Below are 21,696 nucleotides of genomic sequence, written 5' to 3' on the forward strand. Positions count from 1 at the left end.
TTTTTACCTGAAAATATTGTGAATAACATCGATCGCGTGCTGCTGTGAGATAAAATACGGGCTGGTCGCGATGGTGACAAATTGTGCAATTCCGAGATATGAACGAATTGCATCCAGCTTGTCGCTGTCGCGGATGTAGCGCATTTCATCAGCAAAAAAATCCACATCGATATCCAGCACAATCGGCTCGTCGAACCGGCGGGTGAGCGAATAACTGCTGTCAATAATTTCTACAGATGAAAACAAACCCAACCGCAGTGCAGGCTGAATAAAATTCCCGACATTCAACTGGAAATTAGTGTAATCGAACGCCGCAGGAATGGTCATTTCATCAAGTGACTTCGGATAAACGGTCGGTTCGCGCATATCGCTGTGCTGATCGACATGAACCAGCCGTAATCCTGCCGGAAAAAAACCGGCGCGATAAGCCGCAATCCAGAAACAAAAAGCGTGATTGTGATTGTCAAAAATGAAGATAGGTTGATGGTTGCGTTGCCAAAAAATGAACTGCTCCAAACCGGGCAGGTTGTGTTCCTGCCCGGTTTCAACTTCAGAAAAAACAGTAGCTTCGCCAATTTGTAAATCCGACAGCGAACCCAAAATCAGCGGCGGTACAAAAATGCGCCGGTTACTGCGTTCGGCAAAAGAAAAGGCATTGTTTCCCACCGGATCTTCGATATAAAAACCGCTGTAAAGCCGCTGCAATTCTGCAATATCGATGGCGCGATCCCTCGCTATTTCAATTTGATCATTTTGAACGAATCTACAAAATCGTTCACTTTCAGGCGATAAATATAAACGCCGCTGGCGGTTTCCTGCCCGAAAGAGTTGCGCCCATCCCAACGGATTTCGTAAAATCCGGCAGGCTGTTCGCGATCCACCAGGGTAACCACTTGCTGACCCAAAATATTGAAAATCGCAAGTTCCACATTGCCCGGAGCAGATAATCGGTAGCGAATATACGTTTCCGGATTGAATGGATTCGGGTAGTTGCTCAGTAGCGCATAACTTTCCGGCTGGATCATTTCGATGGCGCCGGACTGCGCTTCGATAAATGCCGGCGTTCCGGCAAGCAGTGCAAAACGGTTGTTTTCGGATGCATCCAGATCGCGTAGCCGAACAATGCTTTCGCTCGTTAATTCAATGATATTATTGTATTTACGATCAATCAATTGCAGTTGGAATCCGGCTGGCAAGCTTTCCACGCCGTTCACAAAAAAGTCTGAAACGCGGTTGCTGCTGCGCAAATCGAAATACCAGATTTGCCCTTCTGCATCCACTGGGCGGAAATCGCTGCAGAAATTTTGGTAGCGGCTTTGCCATTCCGGCCGGTGAAATTGCAGCGACACAAAATCGCGGGCAACCGGTGTCGGGTTGCGAAAATCGAGCGCGTCGCGGGTTGGCAGCGCATCGTTGCGCATCCCGATAACGTTCACATCAAATGTCCGTTCGCCTTCGGCGATAAGCTGCAATTGCCACTCGTTCGCCGCTAATTCTTTCGGTAATCGGTTACTTTCTGTTGCTGCCAACGGATCAAAAGTTAGTGTCATCGCTGCGCCGGTCGGGTTGAAAATGGCGTATCCGTTAAACGGTGCCATCGCAAAATCCTGCTGGATTTGCGGTGTCCAGCCCGATTTTTTGGCGAGCGAACCCCACCCGTTATCCCATGCGTAAACCGCCAGCGAATCTTTCAAATCTGCCGAGACCTGGCTCCAGTTTACCGGTACGGTGAACGGATTTCCAACCTGGTTCCAGCCCGGTTGCAACGTGTAATTATATGGCTCAGTGGGCAAAACCCTGCTTTCCGGGAAGTCCGGCGAAGTGCTGGCAACCGAACCCTGCGCATCGTTACGAAGATATATCCAGAACGCGTTGCCCGGTTCAAATTGTCCGTAATCGCCCATCGCATCGAGTGCTGTGCGATCATAATAATTGATGCTAAATCCTGTAGAATCAGTGCGATAGATGCGCCAATTATCGTCGCTTTCCGCACCAAAATCCGCGAGAACTGCGCTGATCGCGCGATCACTTTCGTTAATTGGCTGCATCGGAAGCGAGAACATTTGCCAGCGATTTTGGGTCGTTTCCGGGAAGTTGTGCACAATTGCGCCAGCCGGCACCCGAACGGCAGAAAAAACGGTGTCCGTGGTGGTCAGTTGATAATCGTCATCAACCATCGTTACGATCGTCAGTCCGGCGAGGGTTACGGCGCTGGCAGGAATAACGGCTTCGTAACTGCCGCCGTTGGCTGTAAAAGTGAGCGTTTCATTTACGGATTGATCCGCGGAATATGCCACGCCGGTAACGCTCCGTATCGTCGTATCCGCCTGAACGGTTGCGGTAACGGTTGCTGCTGTTTGATAAACAACATCCGAAACGGATAGCGCGGAAAATGTCGGTGGATTGACCACTTTCGCTTTCATAAAAACGCCGGTTGTGCGTCCGGTTGCCGAGTTGCTGTAAACAATCAACCGGGCGGTTTTGTTGCCGGTTGTGGCGGATTGCGCACTGAGCATTTTGGTCAGCATTCCGCCGTTGGGGGCGATGGTATCCGGGAATGTGGTTGCATCAACCACCTGAAAATCGTCGGCGTTCAACCCGGTGATGCCCAGACTATCGATAATCAACGGTGCGCCGCCGCTGTTTTCCATCACAAATTCAACAAGATTTTGTCGATTCACCGCCGCAAAATCGAAATCGAGCGTATCTGCCGGGAGCAACAATCGGGGCAAAACGCCCAAGCCGGTCATCGGTACTTCAAAATTAGGGTGATTCGGGTCATCGCTCAAAACGACCAAAGTGGCTTGAAAATCGATTTCGGCATCCGGTAAAAATGAAATCGACAGCGGATAAACGCCACCCGGTAAAACGACGCGCGGCAACGTTGGTGGTGCGGTAAACCCGAAGTTCAGCGATTGCGTGCCAGTGATTGCCAGCCCGTTGATTGTCAACGGAACGCCGCCATTGTTTTGCAGAAACACAGTGTCTACCGTGCTTTCGCTGACCACAACTGCGCCAAAAGCGAGTGTGTCAATAGCACTGCCAATTTCCGGCAGCGCGCCGATGCCGTTCAACGCGATGCTGAGTAACGAACGATTGGGATCGTCGCTGATCAATTCCAATGTGGCATTTTTTTCGCCCAGTGTGTTCGGGGCGAAGCGCACGCCAATTTGCAGCGTATCGGCATTCGGCAACATTTTTATCGGAATATCCTGGTTAAGTATCAGATTAAACTGGGTGTTATCGTCGCCAACGAGATTGGTATCGCTGATGGTCAAAATCGCTGTGCCGGTGTTTACGATATTAAAAAATTGCACCGGTGCGCTGCCCAGCCGAACTGTGCCGAAGCCCAGCGAATCTGCGGACGCGCTGATTTGCGGCTCCGTACCCGATCCGCTCAGTGGAACGATGTATGGATTTTCATTCGGCGAATTGTTGGTGATGCGCACTTCCGCCGCTTTTTGTCCGGTCGATGTCGGGGAAAATGCGATTGCCAGCTTCAGCGTATCTTTATCCGGCTGGATGGTGAGCGGGAACGAAGGCAGTTGGACAATTTCAAACTGATCCACCTGCGCGCCCTGCAAAATAATATTGGTGATCACCAGCGGCGCCTGACCTTCGTTGAAAATGTCCAGCGTATCGCTGAAAGTTTGCCCGACGCGAACACCGCCGTATGCGATGCTTGTCGGATCGGAATTGATATTCGGTGCGACACCCGTTCCGGAAAGTGCGTAAAAAAACGGGTTTTGCAGACTGTCGTTACTAGTGACGGTTACGGTTGCAGTTTTCAGTCCGTCCGTTTGCGGGCGGAAACGGATGGTTACACCCGCAGAATCGCTGCCCGGCTGAAGCTGTGCCGGCAGGGTTGGCAATGTCACGATGTCAAAATTCGCGGTGTCGCCGATGGTCAGTTCAATTGTGTTGATGATCAGCAGCGCTGTGCCGTTGTTTTTCAGATAAAATGTCCGCTCCAACTCTTCGGAAACCGGCACGCTGCCAAATTCGAGATTTTCCGGATTGGCAACCAGCACCGGATTTACCCCGTTACCACTCAGGTTGATGAGCAGCAGGCGATCTTGCGGATCGGGATCGTTGTTGGTAATTGCCAGCGCTGCGGATTGCACACCGGCGGTATCCGGTCGAAAACCGAGCTGGAAAGTGAGCGTATCGCCGGGATGAATGTTGTGCGGTCGCGGTGGGAAATTGAGTATTTTGAACAACGAGTCCGGATCGCTGAGAATGCTCAAATCGTCGATAATCAGATCGCCTTCGCCAGTGTTGTAAATCGCGAAGTCCAGTGTTTTCAATACTTTAACCTGAACATCGCCAAAGTTGAGATTTGTTGCGGAAACTTCGATTTGTGAGTGAACACCTCGACCGGAGAGCGGTACCTGCAGCGATGGCTGAGCCGGATCGTCGCTGAGAATGACCAATGTTGCAACATAATTTCGTTCGATATTCGGCGCGAAACGGAGCGTGACGGTCAATGTGTCGCCAGCGGGAACTGCCTTCGGGAAAACCGGCGGATTTACCAAATTGAAGCGGTTGGCGTTAGTACCCACGACCCCCGCATCGTCGATGGTGAGCGTGGTGTTACCGGTGTTGATCATGTGTAACGTCATCAGCGAATCGTGATCAACCAGCACATTCCCGAAGTTCAGCAAAGTGGGTGAAACGGTAATTTGCGGTGCGATGCCCGTTCCGGTCACCGGAACGGTTGTCAGCGGAGAATCAGCATCGTTGCTGACAATTTCCAACGCGCTGCTTTGGAATCCCCGGAATTGCGGGGAAAATTGCACGGTCACGTTTATCGATTGGCCGGTGAGCAAGGTTTGCGGCAAAACCGGCGGAGAAACGAGCGAAAAATCTGCCGCGCCGCCAACCGCCAGCCGAACGCTGTCGATTTGCAGTGGTGCGCCGCCAATATTTTCCAGCGTAATGATTTCGGTGACGCTCGAATTCATGACCACTTCCGCAAAGCTGAGGCTGTCCGGCGAGGGTTGCAAATCCGGCACGATGCCGGTACCGCGCAACTGGACAATTTTCAGCGAATCCGCGCCATCGATGTTTGTAAAAATCCGCAACGATGCCGCTTTCGCACCCGGAGAAAGCGGGGCAAAGCGTACCGAAACCGGCGGCGATGTGCTGTCCGGCGCAATGGTCAGCGGAAATGTCAGCGGGTTGGCAAGGGCAAAATTGCCTTCAACGCTGTTCATTACGATGCCGTTGATCACCAACGCAGAATCGCCGCTGTTGGTGATCGTCACCGAACTCAGCGAGTCTTCGCCAACCAGCACTTCTGCAAAATTCAATGTGTCGGGCGTTGTGGCAATTCCCGGTTGTGCAATTGCTGAAATGGTCAATCCTGCTATAAAGATTGCGATCAGCCGTAGCCAAATGTTCATCCTGTGCTCCATTTTTACCTCAAATTCATCATCAAAAATCACCGAGCTAAAACCCAAAATCACCCTTTTTTCATCTTCAAACCCAAAATTACGGCATATTCGGCGGCAAGCCGATGGCGGTTTTCGTTTTTGGCGGATCGTCGCCGTTGTTGGAAATTATAAAGTATGCTGCTGTTCCCACCGCCGCTGCGCCGCCGTACAGCAAATATTGCATCAACCCGATACCGGCAACTGGAATAATTTTAGCCTCGTTATCTGCTGCTTCGAGCGATTCTTTCGTGATCACCGGTTGCGCCATCGCTGCGGCATCGGAGCGGGTGAGCGTGTATTCGGGCAGGCGATAGGGGATGATGTCATCGCCATAAATTTGTGCGAGATATATTTTGAATACATCGCTTTCCTGATTCACAAAAATGAAGTTGTTTTTGCGGGCATCAAATTCCAGAATGTAGGGATAGGCTGTGTGCAGTTTTCCGAAATAATAAACGGATTGCTCTTTTTTCTCCAGCCGGCGCTGCACATTTACGGAATACAACGGGTAATTTTGCTCCGGTCGATTTTCCTGGCAAAGGATTGCATCGCCGCCGGCCAGCCACAGCCCGTATGTTCCGGCGAGGTGCACATTCGGGAAAATCTCCGATTTCAACCCTTCCAGATCCTTGTTATGAAGATTGCCGTCTGCGTTGTATTCCATCGTGACAAGATACAGCGATGCCATTTGGTCATCCAGCAAGCCTTCGCCGACAAACAGCAATTGCGCACCCGTATGCGGATTCCACGACGGGCGGCTGTAATTTGCCAGCGGATCGTTGGTTACGGGGTAGTAAACTTCCGGTGTTGCCAGCACATCCGCAACGCGAATTTGGTAGGTTGGCACCTGCCGTCCCTCAAACCGGACGAGTTGGGAAAATGCAATCAACTGGGCATTCGGATCGGGATTCCATGCGATGTCTTTTTCTTCCAGTGGCGTGTTGGTGACCTGTTTCAGCCGGAAATTGTCGGCGTTCCGATTCAATTCTGCGATGATGTTGTCCACTTCCTCGACAACGTAAATATCGCCATTGCCGGATCTGTGGGAAATAAACGCCAGTTGCCGTCCGTCCGGGCTCCATTTCGGGGTTTCGTCAACGGATTCATTTGTCGTCAATCGCAGGAAAGTTGTGCCGCCGGCAAAGCCGAGATAAATATCCGCGTTATCCGACGCACCATTGCTTTTGAACGCGAACCACTGGCGCCCCTGATCGTCCAGTACCGGTCGCCAATCGAGCTGGGTGTGGTAAATGCCAGCCAATTTCAGGCTGTCTTCGAGACCCAATTTTACACCGGCTTCGGGAATTACAGTTCGCACTTCGGTCAGGCTTTTTGCAGCCAAATCGTAAACATATAAAAAATTGCGGTTGTCCGAAATGCGCTCAAATGAGATCACCTGTGTTGGAAACGGCGAAAATTGCGGTCGGGTTAACAACCCGTCCAGCCCTTCGGTTGCGCTGGAAAAAACCTCCAGTGCGTTACCCTGCATTTGCAGTGCAGACTGCGCCTGCAACATTCCCCCGATCAACAACCCAACCCAGATCATGCGAATTAATCGATGCATTCGTTTACCCTATGTTATTTTATTTACTGATGTTTAGTGCAAGTTAATAATATTCCGGCGATGGGGAAGGATCGCCCGAGGAAAAAAATAAAAGTGGAAATTCGAGTGATAAACAAGGAAAGCTGCAGTAACGGTAGCGTTGCCGTAAAATTCATACCTTTGCCGTCATCAGATGCATCGCGGTGTTCCCCAACAACCGAAATGCAGAACCATTTTAGATGGTAAAAAAACTACAAAATCAGCGTAAATAATTTGACTTTTCTGGAAAATTATATAGTTGAAAACTTACATAATTCAGGCGTTAAATTCAATATTAAAATACAGTTGTTGCAAATATCACAGCCAAGATAAATCATTCCTGAGCCGCTGCCGTGACGAATGCAACTTTCGACGGGCGATTTGTAACATGTTGGCGCTTTTTTGGCAAAATATTACAACTTTCTATCCCGGATTTTCATAAAAAACGAAATTTGTTTTTCCGAAATGGGTTAAACCGATTCGCCATTGGCGATTTTCGTTTTGAGAACTGTGGCATGTTTACGGATTTCGGCAAGCTCGTTATCGCTTTTCCGGTCGAGATTGCGATATTGCATCGCCATCCGCTGGTTTTGCGAAAGCCGGTTTTTGTGACGATCCAGAAAATCCCAATAAAGTGTGGTAAACGGACAGGCATTTTCGCCAACCGCCTGTTTGTATTGATAGTTACAGCTGCCGCAATAATTGCTCATTTTGTTAATATAATTGCCGGATGCGCAATATGGCTTTGTTCCGACAATGCCGCCATCGCCGAACTGGCTCATGCCAAGCGTATTCGGCAGGCTCACCCAATCGATCGCATCGAGATACATCGCCATGTGCCACTCGTGGAATTTTCGGGGATGTGTGCCGCTCAACTGGGCGAATAATCCGAGCACCATCAGCCGGTGAATGTGATGGGCGTAGCCGTGATCAATCACCATTTTCATCGAATGGCGCACACAATTCATGTCGGTTTTGCCATCCCAGAAAAATTGCGGCACTTTTGCCGTGTGGTTCAGCGCGTTCATTTTCAGAAATTCCGGCATTTTCTGCCAGTAAATTCCCCGGACAAACTCCCGCCAGCCCAATATTTGCCGGACAAATCCCTCCACCGCGTTGAGTGGTGCGCGTCCGTTTTGCCACGCGTTTACGGCGGCGTTCACACATTCGCGTGGATCGAGCAGCTTCACATTCAGCAGCGCGGACAGCCGGGAATGGTAGAGAAACGGTTCGTCGCTCCACATGGCATCTTCAAATGTGCCGAAATCCGGCAGGCGTTTCTCGATGAAATCTGCCAGAAAAGCGCGGGCATCGTCGCGGCTGACCGGCAACTGAAAATGCGCCAGCGAGCCCGGATGATCCGCAAATCGCAATTCGACCAATTCGATAACTTTTTGGGAAATCGCATCCGGCGCGAACGACGGCATCGCCGGAAGGTCATCCGGCCCGCTTTTCGGGAAGGATTGGCGATTGTCGTGATCAAAATTCCATTTGCCGCCGACGGGCTCGTTTTTGCCGTCCATCAAAATGCCAAATTTGCGGCGCAAATCGCGATAAAAAAACTCCAACACCATATTTTTACGCGACTTAGCCCATTCACCAAATTCATCTGTCGTGATGTAAAAATGATTGTCTGTACGAATTTCCAGCGGCACATTCTGCGATTTCGCAACGGATTTCAACTGTTCGTGCACCCGCCAATCGCCCGGCTCGGTGACGACCAGCTTTTCCGGTTTCAGCGATTGAATGTCTTTCGCCAGGATTTCCGCAAAATTTTTCCCGCGATCGTCCGCAGGATTTTCGCCCATTTCCGTGTAATGCACGGTGAAACCGCGGACGCGCAATGTATCCCGAAAATGGCGCATCGCCGAAAAAAAGAAAGCGATCCGCAGTTTGTGGCACCAAACGTGGGTCGTTTCTTCGGCGTTTTCCGCCATCCAAATGGCATCGGCTTTTGGATCAGCATCGTCGAAAATCGGCGCGGTTGTGCTCAGTTGATCGCCCAGCACGATCAGTAAATGTCTCGGTTGATGTTCGGGATTGTGTGCGGGCATATATTTACCTTTTTAGGTAGAAATGACAGACTTGCGTTCCTTTTTGTCATTCCTGCGAAGGCAGGAATCTCATTTGTCATTTAAAAAGAAACGAATCCAGTCACCCAACGCAACGGATTCCGAAAATGAGGTTTTTTACAACCGGCGGGAAATTTCGTGGTGATTCACCAACACGTGGCTGATGTATTCGGTGGATTGCTCAATATGCGGAATTTTGCCGTATGGCTCAAACCGCCCGATGTCCTGAGTAGTGGAAAGTCCGGCGTTGTAGCCGACCACGGCGGGCAGCACATTGCCGTTTCGGGCGCGAAGATGGCGCGCCATCATCAGCACCATTCCGGATAGCGGTTTTTTGTAGGTAAAGCGCTCATCGAATCCTAAAATGAAGTTTAAGTCGTTGCGATCAAACAAGTTACGGTGGGCAACATTTGCGGTCAGATAGTCACGAAACTGGTCGCGTGCCTCCGATCTGCGCCGGTCAAATTCATCCAGCCGTTCGATATAATCTTTATATATTCGCGCGTCGCGGGCGTATCGATCGGATTCGTTATTGGCGATAATCGCCAGCATTTCGTTAAAATCGAAGCGCCGTTTCGGGCGGCTGGTGCGGTAAAAATCGCGCCGATCACGGCGAATCTGGTAATATTCCGCGTTTTTTCCGGCGTAATCCGCCATCCGGTACGGCGGTCTGCCGTGTTCGGGCAGCGTTCCGGCACAAAGCATCTGGTATTCCTGCGCGGTCGGTTGCACAAATTGGCAAATGCCCACCGCCAGCGAAACGGAAACGGCATATTCGTAAAAATAGGATTCTTTCATGATCATCGCGAGGATGAGCACGGGATCGACCGGATACACCCGTTGGTGCTGGCGCAGCGCAGCCATCATCCATTGGATAATCCAGTGCACCCGGATTTCCAGATCAATCTGATGAAACGGTTTGCGCCAAACCGGCATATTTTGAGTGGAATAATGGGTTTGCAGCATGTCCAGAACGGCGCGTTTCAGCGATCCGGCAAATGCATCATCGGTGCGCGGGCGATAGCTTTCGGGAATGACGATATTCACCGGCACATCGCCAACTTGCGGCGGTGGCGCAGCCATCAGCGAACGGCTGTCACAAAGCGCGGCAATCGCTCCCGCGCCCACCAATTTTAGAAAATCTGTTCGATTTAAGCTATTCATTTTCAATATGTTGTGTCAACCGTTAACGGATCACCTGAAACCGGTTCATTTGCACGCCCTGCGGTGTTTCCAGCCGGTAAAAATAATTGCCGCTGGGCAAATCACTCGCATCGAAAAATACGCGATGGGTAGTTGCGCTGCGATAGCCTTCGTCAACAACGGCAATGCGGCGACCGAGAATGTCGTAAATCGCCAGCCGGATTTCCTGCGGCTGCGCCAGTTGATACAAAAATACAGTGGACAACGTCGTCCCCGCAGAAAGCTGCACCGGATTGGGATAATTTTGCCCCAACGTGACGTTCTGTCCGTAATTTGGTGCCGGCGTTCCGGCCATAGCCGTTACCACCAAACCCAAATAATCCGAAATGCCGTGCAACGTTGCGAACGCAGTCTGGTCGTATTGCCCGGCGGTGGCACAATTCATATCTTCGTAAGTTAACGCCATCACGTCTTCGCCGTGATTCATCCACCACCAGCTTTCCGGGTATTGGTTCGGCGTGCCGTTTGCCCAGCTTACATAATAATCCCACGGTTCGATGCCCGTTGGGAAATAGCTTTGCACGCCGCCGATAAATTGTTTCTCCAATTGGGTGAACGGGAGCGATGTGCCGTTTTCGTGATGATACACAAAATAGCGTTTGCAGGCGATCGCCGAGTGCATGTTTAGCGCCACTTCGATCGGCTCCGGCGCGTTCATCAATTCGATAAAACGGTTACGCAATACCGTAACTTCCGGCTGTTGAACCGCGTCATCCCAACCGCTTTCGATATCGATGCCGTTGGCGTTTTGGCGCGGCAGCCCGAGTTCCACACCGTCTGGATTATACATTGGCAAAATGAAAAACGTGCAATTATCGCGTAAAAACTGCGCAAACGGATCTTCGGACAACAACATGTTGATAATTTCGTCCGTCACCCAAAATGCCTGCACCTCATTCGGGTGGGTCCGGGCGTGGATAAAAACGGTGCGCCGGGGAACCAGCGGCAGCGTTTCGGCAGTAATTTTCAACTGCCAGATTGCCCGGTTGAGCACGCTCGCGCCAATCGAATCGATGGTCACGTATGGGCTTTCCGACCATTTACCGAGATCGACCAGCAAACTATCGTAACTATAGCCCCAGTTTTGCCCGAGCAAACGTTGCATTTGTGCGGAAACTTCCGGGTCGAAGCCGCATTTGTCCTCACCCAAACTGATGTAATTTTGGGCGTTCAACACGCCAAATCCTGATAAAATCAGAAAAAAAACAGATGTTCGGAGAAATTTTCGATTCATTTTAAAATAGCCTTTTCATTTTACTTTTGAGAAAAATAACCAACTGCACCGGCGAATTCCACCCCTTTTTGGGCGAATTCCGGTAAAATTAAGGAGTTACAAAAAGCAGATATCGGTTGAAAATATGATGCGATACACCTATTTTTCAGGGTCATTGGAAAAAATGAGGCTAAACAATTGAAGAACATTTGCAATTATTGGCAGATCGCGATGCTGATGCTGTTGATCGGCTGTGCGCCGAAATCCACCAAAACCGCTGTGCCGGAAGATCCGAATGCACCGATTTTCACGGATGCCGGCGAGGTGATGTCCGTTTCGGTTGCAGCGGAAAATGTGCGGCAACGCCCGAACGGAAAAATTCTCGGTCAACTTCGGGAAAATCAGAAACTTACGATTGTGAAAAGAAGTGGAAACTGGGTATGTTTTTCCAATGAAAAATTTGCCCGTGGCTGGATTTGGGGACCATCGGTGGGTTACGATTACATCAATTTATACAATCCCGCAACCTATTTTGACAGCACTCGGAAAACGTTTTACGATATCGATTATTTCCGGCGGATGTTTTCGCAACGCGGTGAGGTTCGCCAATCATTTTCAACGTCGTACGAATTGTTTTTTGGGGAAATCGGGTTGGGCAGCCACGAAACCACAGTGCTGAACGTGGTGGAAGCCAGTGACGAAATTGTTGCGCACGGCGTTACGCTTTTTGTTGAACGCAATAGCGAGCGAATCACCAAAATTAAAGTGAATTATTACCAACCGATGGACGGAATAGAGAATGCGTTGGCAAAAAGCGAATTGCCAAACATTCAGCCAACTGAAGAAAATAACGGACATGTCATTTGGCGGGAAACGCTCGTTCCGGGGTTGATTGTCGATCTCGAGCGCCGAGAATGGGACAGCAATTGGTTTTCCGGGCTGTGGTTTATGTTGCCGGAAAAGTAAGCGGTAAAGCGCTGTTGTGTTTTCTTAGTTGAGTAAAAACAATAACTTGGTTTTGATGCGGTAACGCTCGCTCACATAATTGTGTGAAAAAACTTTGCCAGCAAACTATCTTCGTAAAGGCTGCGCCCGATTTGTGACGAATCGATAGCATTGCCGCCCATTGTTGAATCGGCGAGTTCCACAAACTCGCTGTTCTTTTGCGGCGGGTCGTCCGGTTGAATGTGCGGCGTTCCGCTGAGCAACATCACCAGCAGCACTACGGCAATGCCCAAAGCCGCCTGATACAGCGGCACTCGGTGCTGAAATATCCCCGAAAATTTCTCCCAAAAACTGCTTTTCGGCTGCTGTTTGCGTCGCTGTTGCAGATGCAATTGCAGCAATAATTGTGTTTCCGGTTTGGGCTGCAATGCTGCTGCTTCCGACTGCAAAACGGTCGGAACGATGCCAATGTTAAGGGCGACAGCACTGCATTTGGGGCAATGTTGCAAATGTGCTTCCAGTTTTTCGGCGTCGGCGGTGCTCAGCTCATCCGAATACTGTTGTGCCAGCCAATTGTCGAATTGTTGGCAATCTATTTGTACATCATGTGTGGGTTTCATTGTCGTTATCCTCCTGTTTTTCCGGATGATACGCCCGGAATTTTTGCGCCAGTTTCCGGGTCACGTAATGCAACCGGGATTTGGTTGTTCCCTCTGCACATTTCATCACGGCGCTGATTTCCTTTATTGAAAGTTGTTCCTGGAATCGCAACACAAAGGCGTTTCGCTGATGCGCATCCAGTTGTTCCAATTCTTGCCCGATCAATTCGCGAAGTGTCCGCATATCAATTGTTTCTGCAATATCGCTGCCGATATCGGGCAGCAAATCCGGATCGAAACCGTTTACTGTGCCGCGCCTAACCGCCTGCCAGCGATATTCATTTTTGCACATATTTCCGGCGATGGTGAACAGCCAGGTTGAAAATCGCGCGCCGTTGCGGTAACTGTCGCAATTATCGATGATTTTTGTGAACAAATCCTGCAAAAAATCCTGCGCTTTTTCCGCATCGCCGCCGAGCATCCGGTAAAAATAGCCGAGCATTCGCTGGCTGTATCGCCGGTACAGCTCGTCGAATGCGTGCGTATCGCCCGCGCTGATGCCAGCCATCAAATCTTCATCGCTGATCTGGCGATAATTTTTGCTGAAAAAACTCATTCGTTCTCAATTTTCCGGAGTTGCGCGGAAACGGATTCGCTGAGCTCCGCTTTTTCCGCGGTTCGCAAAATCAGGCTGCGAAATTTTTCCGCTGATTCGGTCTGATTATTTTTTTTGGCATTTTCGAACAAAATAATCATTGCCGGGAGGTAATTTTGGTTGAGATATTTCTCCACCAATCGCCGGGAAATTTGCTGTTCCCGATACCAGTCGTTCGACAAATAATCCGTCCGGAAGCGTGACCAGTTGTTATGCAGCGGCAGCAGATTATCCATTCGCGATGCGCTGTATCGCGATGCCAAACCGGTCAAATACAGCGATTTGCTAATCGGTTTTAGCTGATCACTTTCGACGGTAACTGCAGCGTAAACAGGCGTTTGCGGCGATTTTTTTGCAATATATCGAATTAACTCAGGCAAAAATTCTTCGGCAGAGAATTCCGGTAAATCCGACAGGTCTGCGGTATTCAATTTGCTTTCTAATTTGTTGCGTAAATAATCGCGATCTGCCTGCAGCAGATAAATATTCCACACGGCAACATCCTGTCGGATGCCCTGCGATTGCAGCACCCACGCCGGATAACTGTCGTTATCGCCATTGGTGAAAAGAATCGCGTTTTCTGCGCAACTCATCAACATATTATAATTGTAATCCAGCAACGCGGTGGGAATGTCGCCGGTTTCGTATAATTTTTGGCAGAGAGTTTTTGCCGCCGCATTATCGCCGCTCAATTCCCGAGTCACGATCAATCCGTAAATCGGTTCGGGATGTTTGGGATTCAACCGGTGCGCTTTTTCCAGCGAAGCCTGATCGCTTTGGTCAAACCGGTGACTCAAAAACAGCGTTTCGATGGCGTCGGGTACCTGCGTGCGCATCTCCCGAATGATCTGTTCCAATTGCCCATGTTTTTCCGGCGATGGCTTGCCAAAATAACTGTATTCCGTGCTCAGATAATAATTTCGCCAGGCTTTTGCATCTTTGGGCGTTTGTTGCACCTGTTGCTGCCACAATCGGGTTTGTTGGCGATACCAATCGTGTCCCAAAAATCCGCTTTCGCGAATAAACGGCACATATTCCGGTGTCGATTGGGAAAATCCAAACCCGATATTCACGAACAATAGAACTAAGATCAGCGAAAATAAGCGGTTGCGAAACATCTTCATTCCCTTTTTGCTTTGTTCGTAAAGTTGATACACGTAAATTTTGATTCGGTTCAACGGAATGATAAAGTAGTTAATTTTTTTATGCGCCACAGCGCAACAGTGGCAAAAAAATATTACTGATTGCAATTAATGAAATTACCGAGAGCACATCATTTGAGCGATGCGGAAATTGCGGCGCAGTTGTTGGTCGTTCGTGCGGATTTGCCGTTTTTGAATCGCGAAAGCAGCGAAGCGCGACAATTGTTGCGTATGCAGCAGTCGCCCGTTGGCGGATGGCAACTCACTGCCGGGCATCCCGCTGATTTGCGATTTTGGACCCAACGACTGGCTGCGGAGAGCCGGATTCCCCAAATTTTTGCGGGCGAAATAGCGAACGGAATGGCTGATGTGCTGCCGCAAGCCACCCGCTTTCCGGCGTTTACAGAATTGTCGTTAATGGATGATCCGTCACTCGTTGCCGAAGCTGCGGGAATAATCGCGCGGGAAGCGCGAAGCGTCGGACTGAATGTGCTGGCGGGAATTCCGTTTCCGGAAACAGATGCGAAATTGATTTCCAAAAAAATCGTAAAAACGACGCAGCAGTTCAATATTGCATGTTTTGCGAAGATTGCCGGGAACGATTCAAGTGGACTTTCGGGGGAAATTGGCGATGCGGCATCCGCCGGTTTTTCCGGTGTAGTGTTTGATACCCAATCGTTCGATGCAGCGATTTCGGGTGTTCAATCGGCAAAAAATATCATCACGATGATCGACTGGCAGGAAGAAAACTGGCAGCAGTCGTTGGTTTCCGGCATCGCTTTGTTGCGGATCGCCACCGCCGATTTTGGCGATGTTCATCAACAAATTCATGCGGCAATTTCAACAAACAGCGATCTGAAATCCGTTGCCTGCGCTGCGGTTGACCGGTTGCTCCGGTTCAAAAAATGGCTGCATTCGATCCGACCATCGCAAACCCACCCGATGCGTCCGTTCCGGGAAATTGCCCATCCGAAACATCTCAAATTTGCGGCATTTCTGGCAAAGCGCCTCACCGAACTGGCGAAATAAAATCGGGCATTCTCACCAATCAATCTATTCCGATACAAATTTGCGAATGGCAGTGGCAACCATTTCCAGGTTATCCGTTGCCAGAATGTCTGCCCCGTTGCGCAATAAATCTGTGTAAACGCCAATACCGCGGTTGTTTGCGCGCCGGTCCAGGTTACCGATGGTGCCGAGAATTGCGCGAATGTTGTGGCTGTGAATGGCGTCATACAATTCCCGCTCCGGCTCGGAAACGCCGGTGAAAACCACCAGATTTTCCGCTGGAATTTCGCTGGCAACCAACCGGCTAAACCCTTCCATATCACCCGCCGATGCGGAAATCATCAATTTGGGATTGCGTTGAAAATATGCTTCGGCGGTTGCCAAATTGTAGGTAATAACCATCACATGCGATTCAGCGGCGTATGCGGCAATCGTATCGACGATGGTTTCCGGCTGAATGCCGCCTTTGATATCGAGTGACAAAATGGCTTTGCCATCCGCCCATTTCAGCACTTCGGCGAGCGTGGGCACCTGAAAATCGGTGAGGTTGCCATCGGGACCCACCAATTTCTTTGAGCGAATTTCCGCAAAAGTCATTTCGCTGACATTTCCGCGTCCGTTGGTTGTGCGATCGATGGTGTCATCGTGCATCATCACCAACACATTGTCGCTGGTTTTGCGGACATCGCATTCCAGAATTGCCGGTGTATACCGAAGGGTATTTTCAAATGTTTCGATACAGTTTTCGGGGAATCCGGGCATCGGGCCGCCACGGTGGGCGCTCGCCAACGGCGTCGATTCCGGTTGCCAGCGAAGGTATTCGCTCAGCGCTTCGAAAGATTCGAAATCGCGATATTGTGGTTCGCCGATGACCGACGGATTCGTTTGGCAGGCGAACAAAATTGCCAAAAAAACAACACAGAAAGAGACCAGAAATTTTCTCAATTTTTCCTCTTTTACATTCAAAAATAATCAGATGCAAAGCATACCAAATAAATGATGCATTTCCAAATCTGATTGAAAAATTGTAGCTAAAAAAAGCAATTGCCTAACTGTTGATGAAAGTGCCGTTACCAAGCTTTTGAGGTGATGATTAATGCGTAAACTAAATTATTTCAACAGATCGAGCCACCTGTCCCATCCGGTGTCGCGGGCGGTTTTGTTGGCTTCGGATGCATTTTCGGCTTCCCCGGCGCGCATAAATCCGTGACCGGCGCCGTCGTAAATAACCGGATCGTAGGTTTTTCCGGCGGCTGTCATCATTTCGGTGATGGTGGGAATGGAAGCGTTGACGCGGGCATCGTTTCCGCCATAAAATCCATAAACCGGGCAGGCAATTTTCTCGATCAGCGATGTGTCATCCGGCGGAGTGCCGTAAAAAACAAATGCTTCGGTGAGTTCGGATTGGTTGGTTGCATACAAAAACGACTGGCTGCCGCCCCAGCAAAAACCGGCTACGGCAACATCGCCGGATGCGGCGGGAAGGCTTTTTACGTATTCAAAAATTGCATTCAGGTCGGCGGTGACTTGCTCCTGTTCCAATTTGTAAATCGCTTCGCGGGCGGCGCTTTGATCGGCAAAATCGCTGGTTTTCCCGCCGTCTGGTGCCATTCCGGAGAGCAGATCCGGCGCTATTGCGATATATCCTCTTTCCGCCAGTTGATCGGCAACGCTGCACACCCAGTCGGTCAATCCGCGATTTTCGTGAATCACGATAACGGCTTTGGCTTTATTTTCCACTTCCGGGAACACCAGAAACGCCTGCACTGCGCGTTCGCCATGTGTAACGGAAACCCACTCGTGATGGCGCGGTGAGTTGTTCAGCCGTTCGCGATCCGGATTTTGAGCGAGCAGCAAACTGCTCAAAAAAATGAATACAAATAATCCGGTGAACAACCGGAAGTCACATTTATTTACCATAAATCTTTCCTTTCTTATGGGATTTTCGGCAAAAAAACGTCCTTTTTACCCAACCTATCGCCGAAAATATTCAATTTAATTAACTTAATAATAAGCGAAAGCATGCAACAAACCAATCGAATTTTTATGGTAAATGGCAGTTTAGCGGTTTGTAAATGTTGAAAAATGACACCACCATTTTGGGAATCTTTGCCATTTTTTAATCGATCAGAAATTCGAACATCCAATAAATGTTCAAAAAATAATCAGTAAATTAAAACAGAATTTGATGGAACGGGTGAAAGAATTGGGCAGGAACATTCCCGGGTCCGCAGTTTTCAAACCGGATTGCTAGCCAGCCCCGAACGAAAACACGAGCCAATATTGCGATTGCAAAATAATGGAAACCACAGTATCTTTTGAAAAAAGAAAAGCTATGCAACAACCCGTTATTCTGATTACCGGCGCAAGTCGCGGCATCGGTGCAGCAACCGCAACTTTGGCTGCGCATAATGGTTACGCTGTTTGCATCAATTATAATAAAAATAAAACGGCTGCGGAAGCGCTCGTCCGCCAAATTAAGGATTTGGGCGTTCGTGTGATGGCCGTAAAAGCAGATGTTGCCAACGAAACCGAAGTGCAGCAAATGTTCCGAAACATCGATAGCACATTCGGGCGATTGGATGCGTTGGTGAACAACGCGGGCATTCTCGAAAAGCAAACCACTGTTCAACAGATTGATGCTGCGCGGCTGCAACGGGTATTTGCAACCAACGTGTTCGGCAGCTTTTTGTGTGCGCGGGAAGCCGTTAAACGAATGTCTGTCCAAAACGGCGGGCGCGGTGGCGCGATTGTAAATGTTTCGTCCGGTGCTTCCCGGCTCGGTTCGCCGGGTGAATATGTAGATTATGCGGCATCGAAAGGCGCAATCGACACATTAACCATCGGTTTGGCAAAAGAAGTTGCGGCGTCCGGCATCCGCGTGAATGCGGTTCGCCCGGGATTTATTTATACCGATATTCACGCCAGTGGCGGGGAGCCGGGCAGAGTCGATCGCATCAAAAACAGCATTCCGTTACAGCGCGGTGGAAATGCTATCGAAGTTGCTAAAGCCATTTTGTGGTTGTTGTCGGATGAATCATCGTATTCAACCGGTGCAATTCTGGATGTAACCGGCGGCAAATAATTTTTTTGCAATCCATTTCAAATAACAATATTGTATGAATTAGCAGAAAGGTCTTCCGATGGAGCACACCAAATATCATTATCAGGCGATTGTGACCAGCGTTTACGACGGCGATACCTGCACGGTGGATATTGATCTGGGTTTCAGTATGTGGATAAAAGGCGAAAAGCTGCGGCTCTTTCGGATCAACGCACCGGAAATTCGCGGCGCTGAGCGCGAAAAAGGACTGGTGTCGCGCGATTTTTTGCGCGAGCTGATCGACGGAAAAGAGATTCTTGTGGAAACCATCAAAGATAAAAAAGGGAAATACGGTCGTTATCTCGCCGAAATCTGGCTGGAAACACCGGACGGCTGGCTGAACATCAACACACATCTGGTTGAAAACGGACAAGCCGTTTTTGCTGAATATTGATTTGCAAAAGTCGTGCGGCGTTAAAAAATAATCACAATGTTGCTCTGTGTTTGATCGCTCGAAACAGGATGATTGATAAGGTTATCGCCGTCAATGGCAAAACAAAAAACAGCATGGCTGAACTAAAAATGGGCAGCGCATCGTGTTGAGTGGCAGCCAGCACCAGATATAATGTGTATGCAATATAATAGCCGAGCAGCAACATGCCTTCCCAGCGCGAAATTTGCCCGTCTGTAAAAAATATCGGGAAACAAACGAATGCTACGGCAATCATAACGGGAATATCAAACCGGAAAACGGCATCGGAAATGGTGATTCCGTTTGGGGAAACTACGCTACTTAAACCCAATACAACCATAATGTTAAACAAATTGCTGCCTACCACATTCCCGACGGCGATATCACGCTCTCCGCGAATGCTCGCGATGATGGATGTGACCACCTCCGGGAGCGATGTGCCGGCTGCAATTATCGTCAGCCCGATAATCAACTCGCTGATGCCCAAACGTGTGGCGATAATTACAGCGCTCTCCACCAGCCATCGCGAACCAAAAATCAGCAGTAGTAAACCGCCAAGCACCATTGTAATATTTAGCAACCACTGTCGTTGCGGAGATTGCCCGTTTGCCGGATTTGATCGAACATCTTCGGTAGAAACCCGCTCTTTTCTACTCTGGTAAACCAGAAAAATTGTGTAACCGATAAATCCGCAGAACAGCAACAGCCCGTCGATTCGCCCTAAATTGCCATCCATTGCCATAAATAAAACCGCTACCGAAATGATAATCATTAGCGGTACATCCAGCCGCACCAGTTGAACAGATACAACCAACGGCGCAATGAGGGCGGAAATACCCAAAATCAACAGCACGTTAAAAATATTGCTCCCGATGACATTTCCCAAAGCGATACCGGATTGACCGGTCAACACAGCTTTAACGCTGACAGCCAATTCCGGCGCGCTCGTGCCGAAAGCCACCACTGTCAATCCGATTATCAGCGGCGAGATGCCCAGAGCGCCGGCAATCCGGGATGCACCGCGAACCAAAATTTCAGCGCCAACTATCAAAAAAACGAGTCCGGAAACAAATAAGAATGCTACCAAAGTATGTCTCTTTCATTTTATGTTTTAAACATTCTATGGAATTTGCTATTTCTTCGGATCATCTGCAATAGAATTCGCCGTTGGAAATATCTGAGAAGATTATTCTTGCATTCCTCAATTCAGATTTTTAATTTTTCGCCTAATGCAGCCGGGATCTCTCCTTAGAAACCTCCCCCCTATATTTAATTTAATTAGACCCGGCTGCAGCTTTATTTTTTCTCCGAAACCTTCACCCAAAAGATGAGAAATTATTATGATTCGCACGATTGTATTTTTGTTGGCTTGCTGCATTTTCCTGCCGGTTTTTGCACAGGACTGCGATTTTGATTGTACGCTCAAAAAGCATTTGGATGCCATCCAAAATCAGGATTACGAAGCGTTTGCCAGTACCGTAACTACCGGTGACAGCATCATGTTTATTTTGCCGAACGGCAAATATTTTGAATCCACAGCTACATTTCACGAGTTGATCAAAGGCTGGTTTGCCGAAACAGGCTGGCACTTCAATTATAAAATTATGCGCAAATTTGTGGGAACCGATTTGGCAACAGCGCTGCTTTTGGTGAGCTACGATGAGGATGACCGGAATGGAAAACCGTATCACATCAACCATTTTTTGAACCTTATTTTCCAAAAAGAAAATGGGGAATGGCGGTTGATTCACGATCAAAATACGAAAACAGAACTCGAATAATTAAAAGTTGCATGCACTTTAATTTACAGATTTGAGTCGTCGTCCCTCGCATTTGAAATCACCGTGTCACAATCCGGAGATAGAGTCTTGAAATACCCCGAAGTTGAACAATTAGCCAACACTGTAAAACGACTCGGGTTAACATTTGCAATCGGCGAACCATCAGAATCACTGGAAAAATTGTTTTACCGGCGAATTGAAATGACCGTTGGCGATGATACTTTTTCTATCCCGGTGATGGACGAATTTGAGGATGTACCCGATTGCAAACCGGTTGTTATGTTGCAACTGGTGTTGCAGGAATGTGAATTTTTTGAGGACGCAGCGGATTTTTCACATTGGGCGGAAGATGTTGGATTAAATAAATCGGAGCCTGTGGTTGTCGAAATTTACAATGAGATCGCCGGACTTGTTCCGAAATTGCGGCGTATTTTTGGCGAGAATTTACACGCCATCCCGGTATTTGAAATAGAGTTCAACACCGGAATGGCTAAATATTTACGCGATTTTTAAATGATGATAAATGGTTAAAAAACAGAGGTTTTT

At 49.0% G+C, this 21,696-nt stretch carries 18 protein-coding genes; 6 read left to right on the forward strand and 12 right to left on the reverse strand.

What is annotated here, in order from left to right:
- Nucleotides 1-3 precede the first annotated feature (3 nt).
- The 6 genes from H6629_20425 to H6629_20450 all read right to left on the reverse strand — a co-directional run bounded on the left by H6629_20425 (nucleotide 4) and on the right by H6629_20450 (nucleotide 11,526).
- Nucleotides 4-705 carry a UPF0489 family protein gene (locus tag H6629_20425; GenBank protein MCB9070149.1) on the reverse strand — a complete coding sequence of 234 codons (702 nt, stop codon included), beginning with the start codon at nucleotides 703-705 and terminating at the stop codon, nucleotides 4-6.
- Nucleotides 706-734: 29 nt separating this feature from the next.
- The gene (locus tag H6629_20430) at nucleotides 735-5,405 is read right to left on the reverse strand and encodes a choice-of-anchor D domain-containing protein (protein ID MCB9070150.1); all 4,671 of its coding nucleotides are present in this window, start codon (nucleotides 5,403-5,405) and stop codon (nucleotides 735-737) included.
- An 88-nt stretch (nucleotides 5,406-5,493) separates the two neighbouring features.
- Entirely contained in the window at nucleotides 5,494-6,999 is a 1,506-nt protein-coding gene (locus H6629_20435; protein ID MCB9070151.1) for a PD40 domain-containing protein, read from the reverse strand.
- Nucleotides 7,000-7,487: 488 nt separating this feature from the next.
- On the reverse strand, nucleotides 7,488-9,071 hold the full coding sequence (locus tag H6629_20440; GenBank protein MCB9070152.1) for a cryptochrome/photolyase family protein: 1,584 nt from the start codon (nucleotides 9,069-9,071) through the stop codon (nucleotides 7,488-7,490).
- A gap of 135 nt (nucleotides 9,072-9,206) precedes the next feature.
- Nucleotides 9,207-10,253 (reverse strand): transglycosylase SLT domain-containing protein, encoded by a 1,047-nt coding sequence (locus tag H6629_20445; protein MCB9070153.1) that lies wholly within the window; start codon nucleotides 10,251-10,253, stop codon nucleotides 9,207-9,209.
- A gap of 22 nt (nucleotides 10,254-10,275) precedes the next feature.
- Nucleotides 10,276-11,526 carry a T9SS type A sorting domain-containing protein gene (locus H6629_20450; GenBank protein MCB9070154.1) on the reverse strand — a complete coding sequence of 417 codons (1,251 nt, stop codon included), beginning with the start codon at nucleotides 11,524-11,526 and terminating at the stop codon, nucleotides 10,276-10,278.
- Between the two features lie 177 nt (nucleotides 11,527-11,703).
- Between H6629_20450 and H6629_20455 the strand changes: the two genes are divergently transcribed.
- Nucleotides 11,704-12,471, forward strand: a complete 768-nt coding sequence (locus H6629_20455; protein ID MCB9070155.1) for an SH3 domain-containing protein — start codon at nucleotides 11,704-11,706, stop codon at nucleotides 12,469-12,471.
- Nucleotides 12,472-12,542: 71 nt separating this feature from the next.
- On the opposite strand, the gene H6629_20460 is transcribed toward H6629_20455, so the two are convergent.
- Genes H6629_20460 through H6629_20470 form a run of 3 tightly spaced genes read right to left on the reverse strand, consistent with a single transcriptional unit; the run spans nucleotide 12,543 to nucleotide 14,822 of the window.
- Entirely contained in the window at nucleotides 12,543-13,070 is a 528-nt protein-coding gene (locus tag H6629_20460) for a zf-HC2 domain-containing protein (protein ID MCB9070156.1), read from the reverse strand.
- Nucleotides 13,054-13,665, reverse strand: coding sequence for a sigma-70 family RNA polymerase sigma factor (locus H6629_20465; protein ID MCB9070157.1), 612 nt, complete (start codon nucleotides 13,663-13,665; stop codon nucleotides 13,054-13,056). The genes H6629_20460 and H6629_20465 overlap by 17 nt, the downstream gene beginning before the upstream one ends.
- Nucleotides 13,662-14,822 carry a hypothetical protein gene (locus tag H6629_20470; protein MCB9070158.1) on the reverse strand — a complete coding sequence of 387 codons (1,161 nt, stop codon included), beginning with the start codon at nucleotides 14,820-14,822 and terminating at the stop codon, nucleotides 13,662-13,664. The genes H6629_20465 and H6629_20470 overlap by 4 nt, the downstream gene beginning before the upstream one ends.
- A 135-nt stretch (nucleotides 14,823-14,957) precedes the next feature.
- Here H6629_20470 and H6629_20475 point away from each other — a divergent pair, with 135 nt between their 5' ends.
- Nucleotides 14,958-15,875, forward strand: coding sequence for a hypothetical protein (locus H6629_20475; protein ID MCB9070159.1), 918 nt, complete (start codon nucleotides 14,958-14,960; stop codon nucleotides 15,873-15,875).
- A 24-nt stretch (nucleotides 15,876-15,899) separates the two neighbouring features.
- On the opposite strand, the gene H6629_20480 is transcribed toward H6629_20475, so the two are convergent.
- Together H6629_20480 and H6629_20485 are read right to left on the reverse strand one after the other, a co-directional pair.
- Nucleotides 15,900-16,799, reverse strand: coding sequence for a glycerophosphodiester phosphodiesterase family protein (locus H6629_20480; GenBank protein ID MCB9070160.1), 900 nt, complete (start codon nucleotides 16,797-16,799; stop codon nucleotides 15,900-15,902).
- A gap of 165 nt (nucleotides 16,800-16,964) precedes the next feature.
- The gene (locus H6629_20485) at nucleotides 16,965-17,774 is read right to left on the reverse strand and encodes a dienelactone hydrolase family protein (GenBank protein ID MCB9070161.1); all 810 of its coding nucleotides are present in this window, start codon (nucleotides 17,772-17,774) and stop codon (nucleotides 16,965-16,967) included.
- Between the two features lie 415 nt (nucleotides 17,775-18,189).
- Between H6629_20485 and H6629_20490 the strand changes: the two genes are divergently transcribed.
- Together H6629_20490 and H6629_20495 are read left to right on the forward strand one after the other, a co-directional pair.
- On the forward strand, nucleotides 18,190-18,939 hold the full coding sequence (locus tag H6629_20490; protein MCB9070162.1) for an SDR family oxidoreductase: 750 nt from the start codon (nucleotides 18,190-18,192) through the stop codon (nucleotides 18,937-18,939).
- A 58-nt stretch (nucleotides 18,940-18,997) separates the two neighbouring features.
- Nucleotides 18,998-19,351: a thermonuclease family protein gene (locus H6629_20495; GenBank protein ID MCB9070163.1), complete on the forward strand. Its 354-nt coding sequence runs from the start codon at nucleotides 18,998-19,000 to the stop codon at nucleotides 19,349-19,351.
- 31 nt (nucleotides 19,352-19,382) lie between these two features.
- Here the strand turns inward: H6629_20495 and H6629_20500 are convergent, their stop codons facing one another.
- The gene (locus H6629_20500; protein MCB9070164.1) at nucleotides 19,383-20,456 is read right to left on the reverse strand and encodes a calcium/sodium antiporter; all 1,074 of its coding nucleotides are present in this window, start codon (nucleotides 20,454-20,456) and stop codon (nucleotides 19,383-19,385) included.
- A 253-nt stretch (nucleotides 20,457-20,709) separates the two neighbouring features.
- On the opposite strand from H6629_20500, the gene H6629_20505 reads away from it, so the two are divergent.
- Both H6629_20505 and H6629_20510 read left to right on the forward strand, forming a co-directional pair.
- Entirely contained in the window at nucleotides 20,710-21,150 is a 441-nt protein-coding gene (locus H6629_20505) for a nuclear transport factor 2 family protein (protein ID MCB9070165.1), read from the forward strand.
- An 87-nt stretch (nucleotides 21,151-21,237) separates the two neighbouring features.
- Complete coding sequence (locus H6629_20510) at nucleotides 21,238-21,663, forward strand: hypothetical protein (protein ID MCB9070166.1); 426 nt, start codon at nucleotides 21,238-21,240, stop codon at nucleotides 21,661-21,663.
- The last annotated feature ends 33 nt before the right edge of the window (nucleotides 21,664-21,696 follow it).

This window comes from Calditrichia bacterium (assembly GCA_020634975.1).
In the GTDB taxonomy this organism is placed as follows: domain Bacteria; phylum Calditrichota; class Calditrichia; order RBG-13-44-9; family J075; genus JACKAQ01.

Excerpts from the sequence above, each read along its gene's own strand:
- H6629_20470 (MCB9070158.1), bottom strand. The coding sequence starts at position 14,822 with ATGTTTCGCAACCGCTTATTTTCGCTGATCTTAGTTCTATTGTTCGTG.
- H6629_20430 (MCB9070150.1), bottom strand. The coding sequence starts at position 5,405 with ATGAACATTTGGCTACGGCTGATCGCAATCTTTATAGCAGGATTGACC.
- H6629_20460 (MCB9070156.1), bottom strand. The coding sequence starts at position 13,070 with ATGAAACCCACACATGATGTACAAATAGATTGCCAACAATTCGACAAT.
- H6629_20505 (MCB9070165.1), top strand. The coding sequence starts at position 20,710 with ATGATTCGCACGATTGTATTTTTGTTGGCTTGCTGCATTTTCCTGCCG.
- H6629_20450 (MCB9070154.1), bottom strand. The coding sequence starts at position 11,526 with ATGAATCGAAAATTTCTCCGAACATCTGTTTTTTTTCTGATTTTATCA.
- H6629_20495 (MCB9070163.1), top strand. The coding sequence starts at position 18,998 with ATGGAGCACACCAAATATCATTATCAGGCGATTGTGACCAGCGTTTAC.
- H6629_20445 (MCB9070153.1), bottom strand. The coding sequence starts at position 10,253 with ATGAATAGCTTAAATCGAACAGATTTTCTAAAATTGGTGGGCGCGGGA.
- H6629_20490 (MCB9070162.1), top strand. The coding sequence starts at position 18,190 with ATGCAACAACCCGTTATTCTGATTACCGGCGCAAGTCGCGGCATCGGT.
- H6629_20435 (MCB9070151.1), bottom strand. The coding sequence starts at position 6,999 with ATGCATCGATTAATTCGCATGATCTGGGTTGGGTTGTTGATCGGGGGA.
- H6629_20475 (MCB9070159.1), top strand. The coding sequence starts at position 14,958 with ATGAAATTACCGAGAGCACATCATTTGAGCGATGCGGAAATTGCGGCG.
- H6629_20465 (MCB9070157.1), bottom strand. The coding sequence starts at position 13,665 with ATGAGTTTTTTCAGCAAAAATTATCGCCAGATCAGCGATGAAGATTTG.
- H6629_20440 (MCB9070152.1), bottom strand. The coding sequence starts at position 9,071 with ATGCCCGCACACAATCCCGAACATCAACCGAGACATTTACTGATCGTG.
- H6629_20485 (MCB9070161.1), bottom strand. The coding sequence starts at position 17,774 with ATGGTAAATAAATGTGACTTCCGGTTGTTCACCGGATTATTTGTATTC.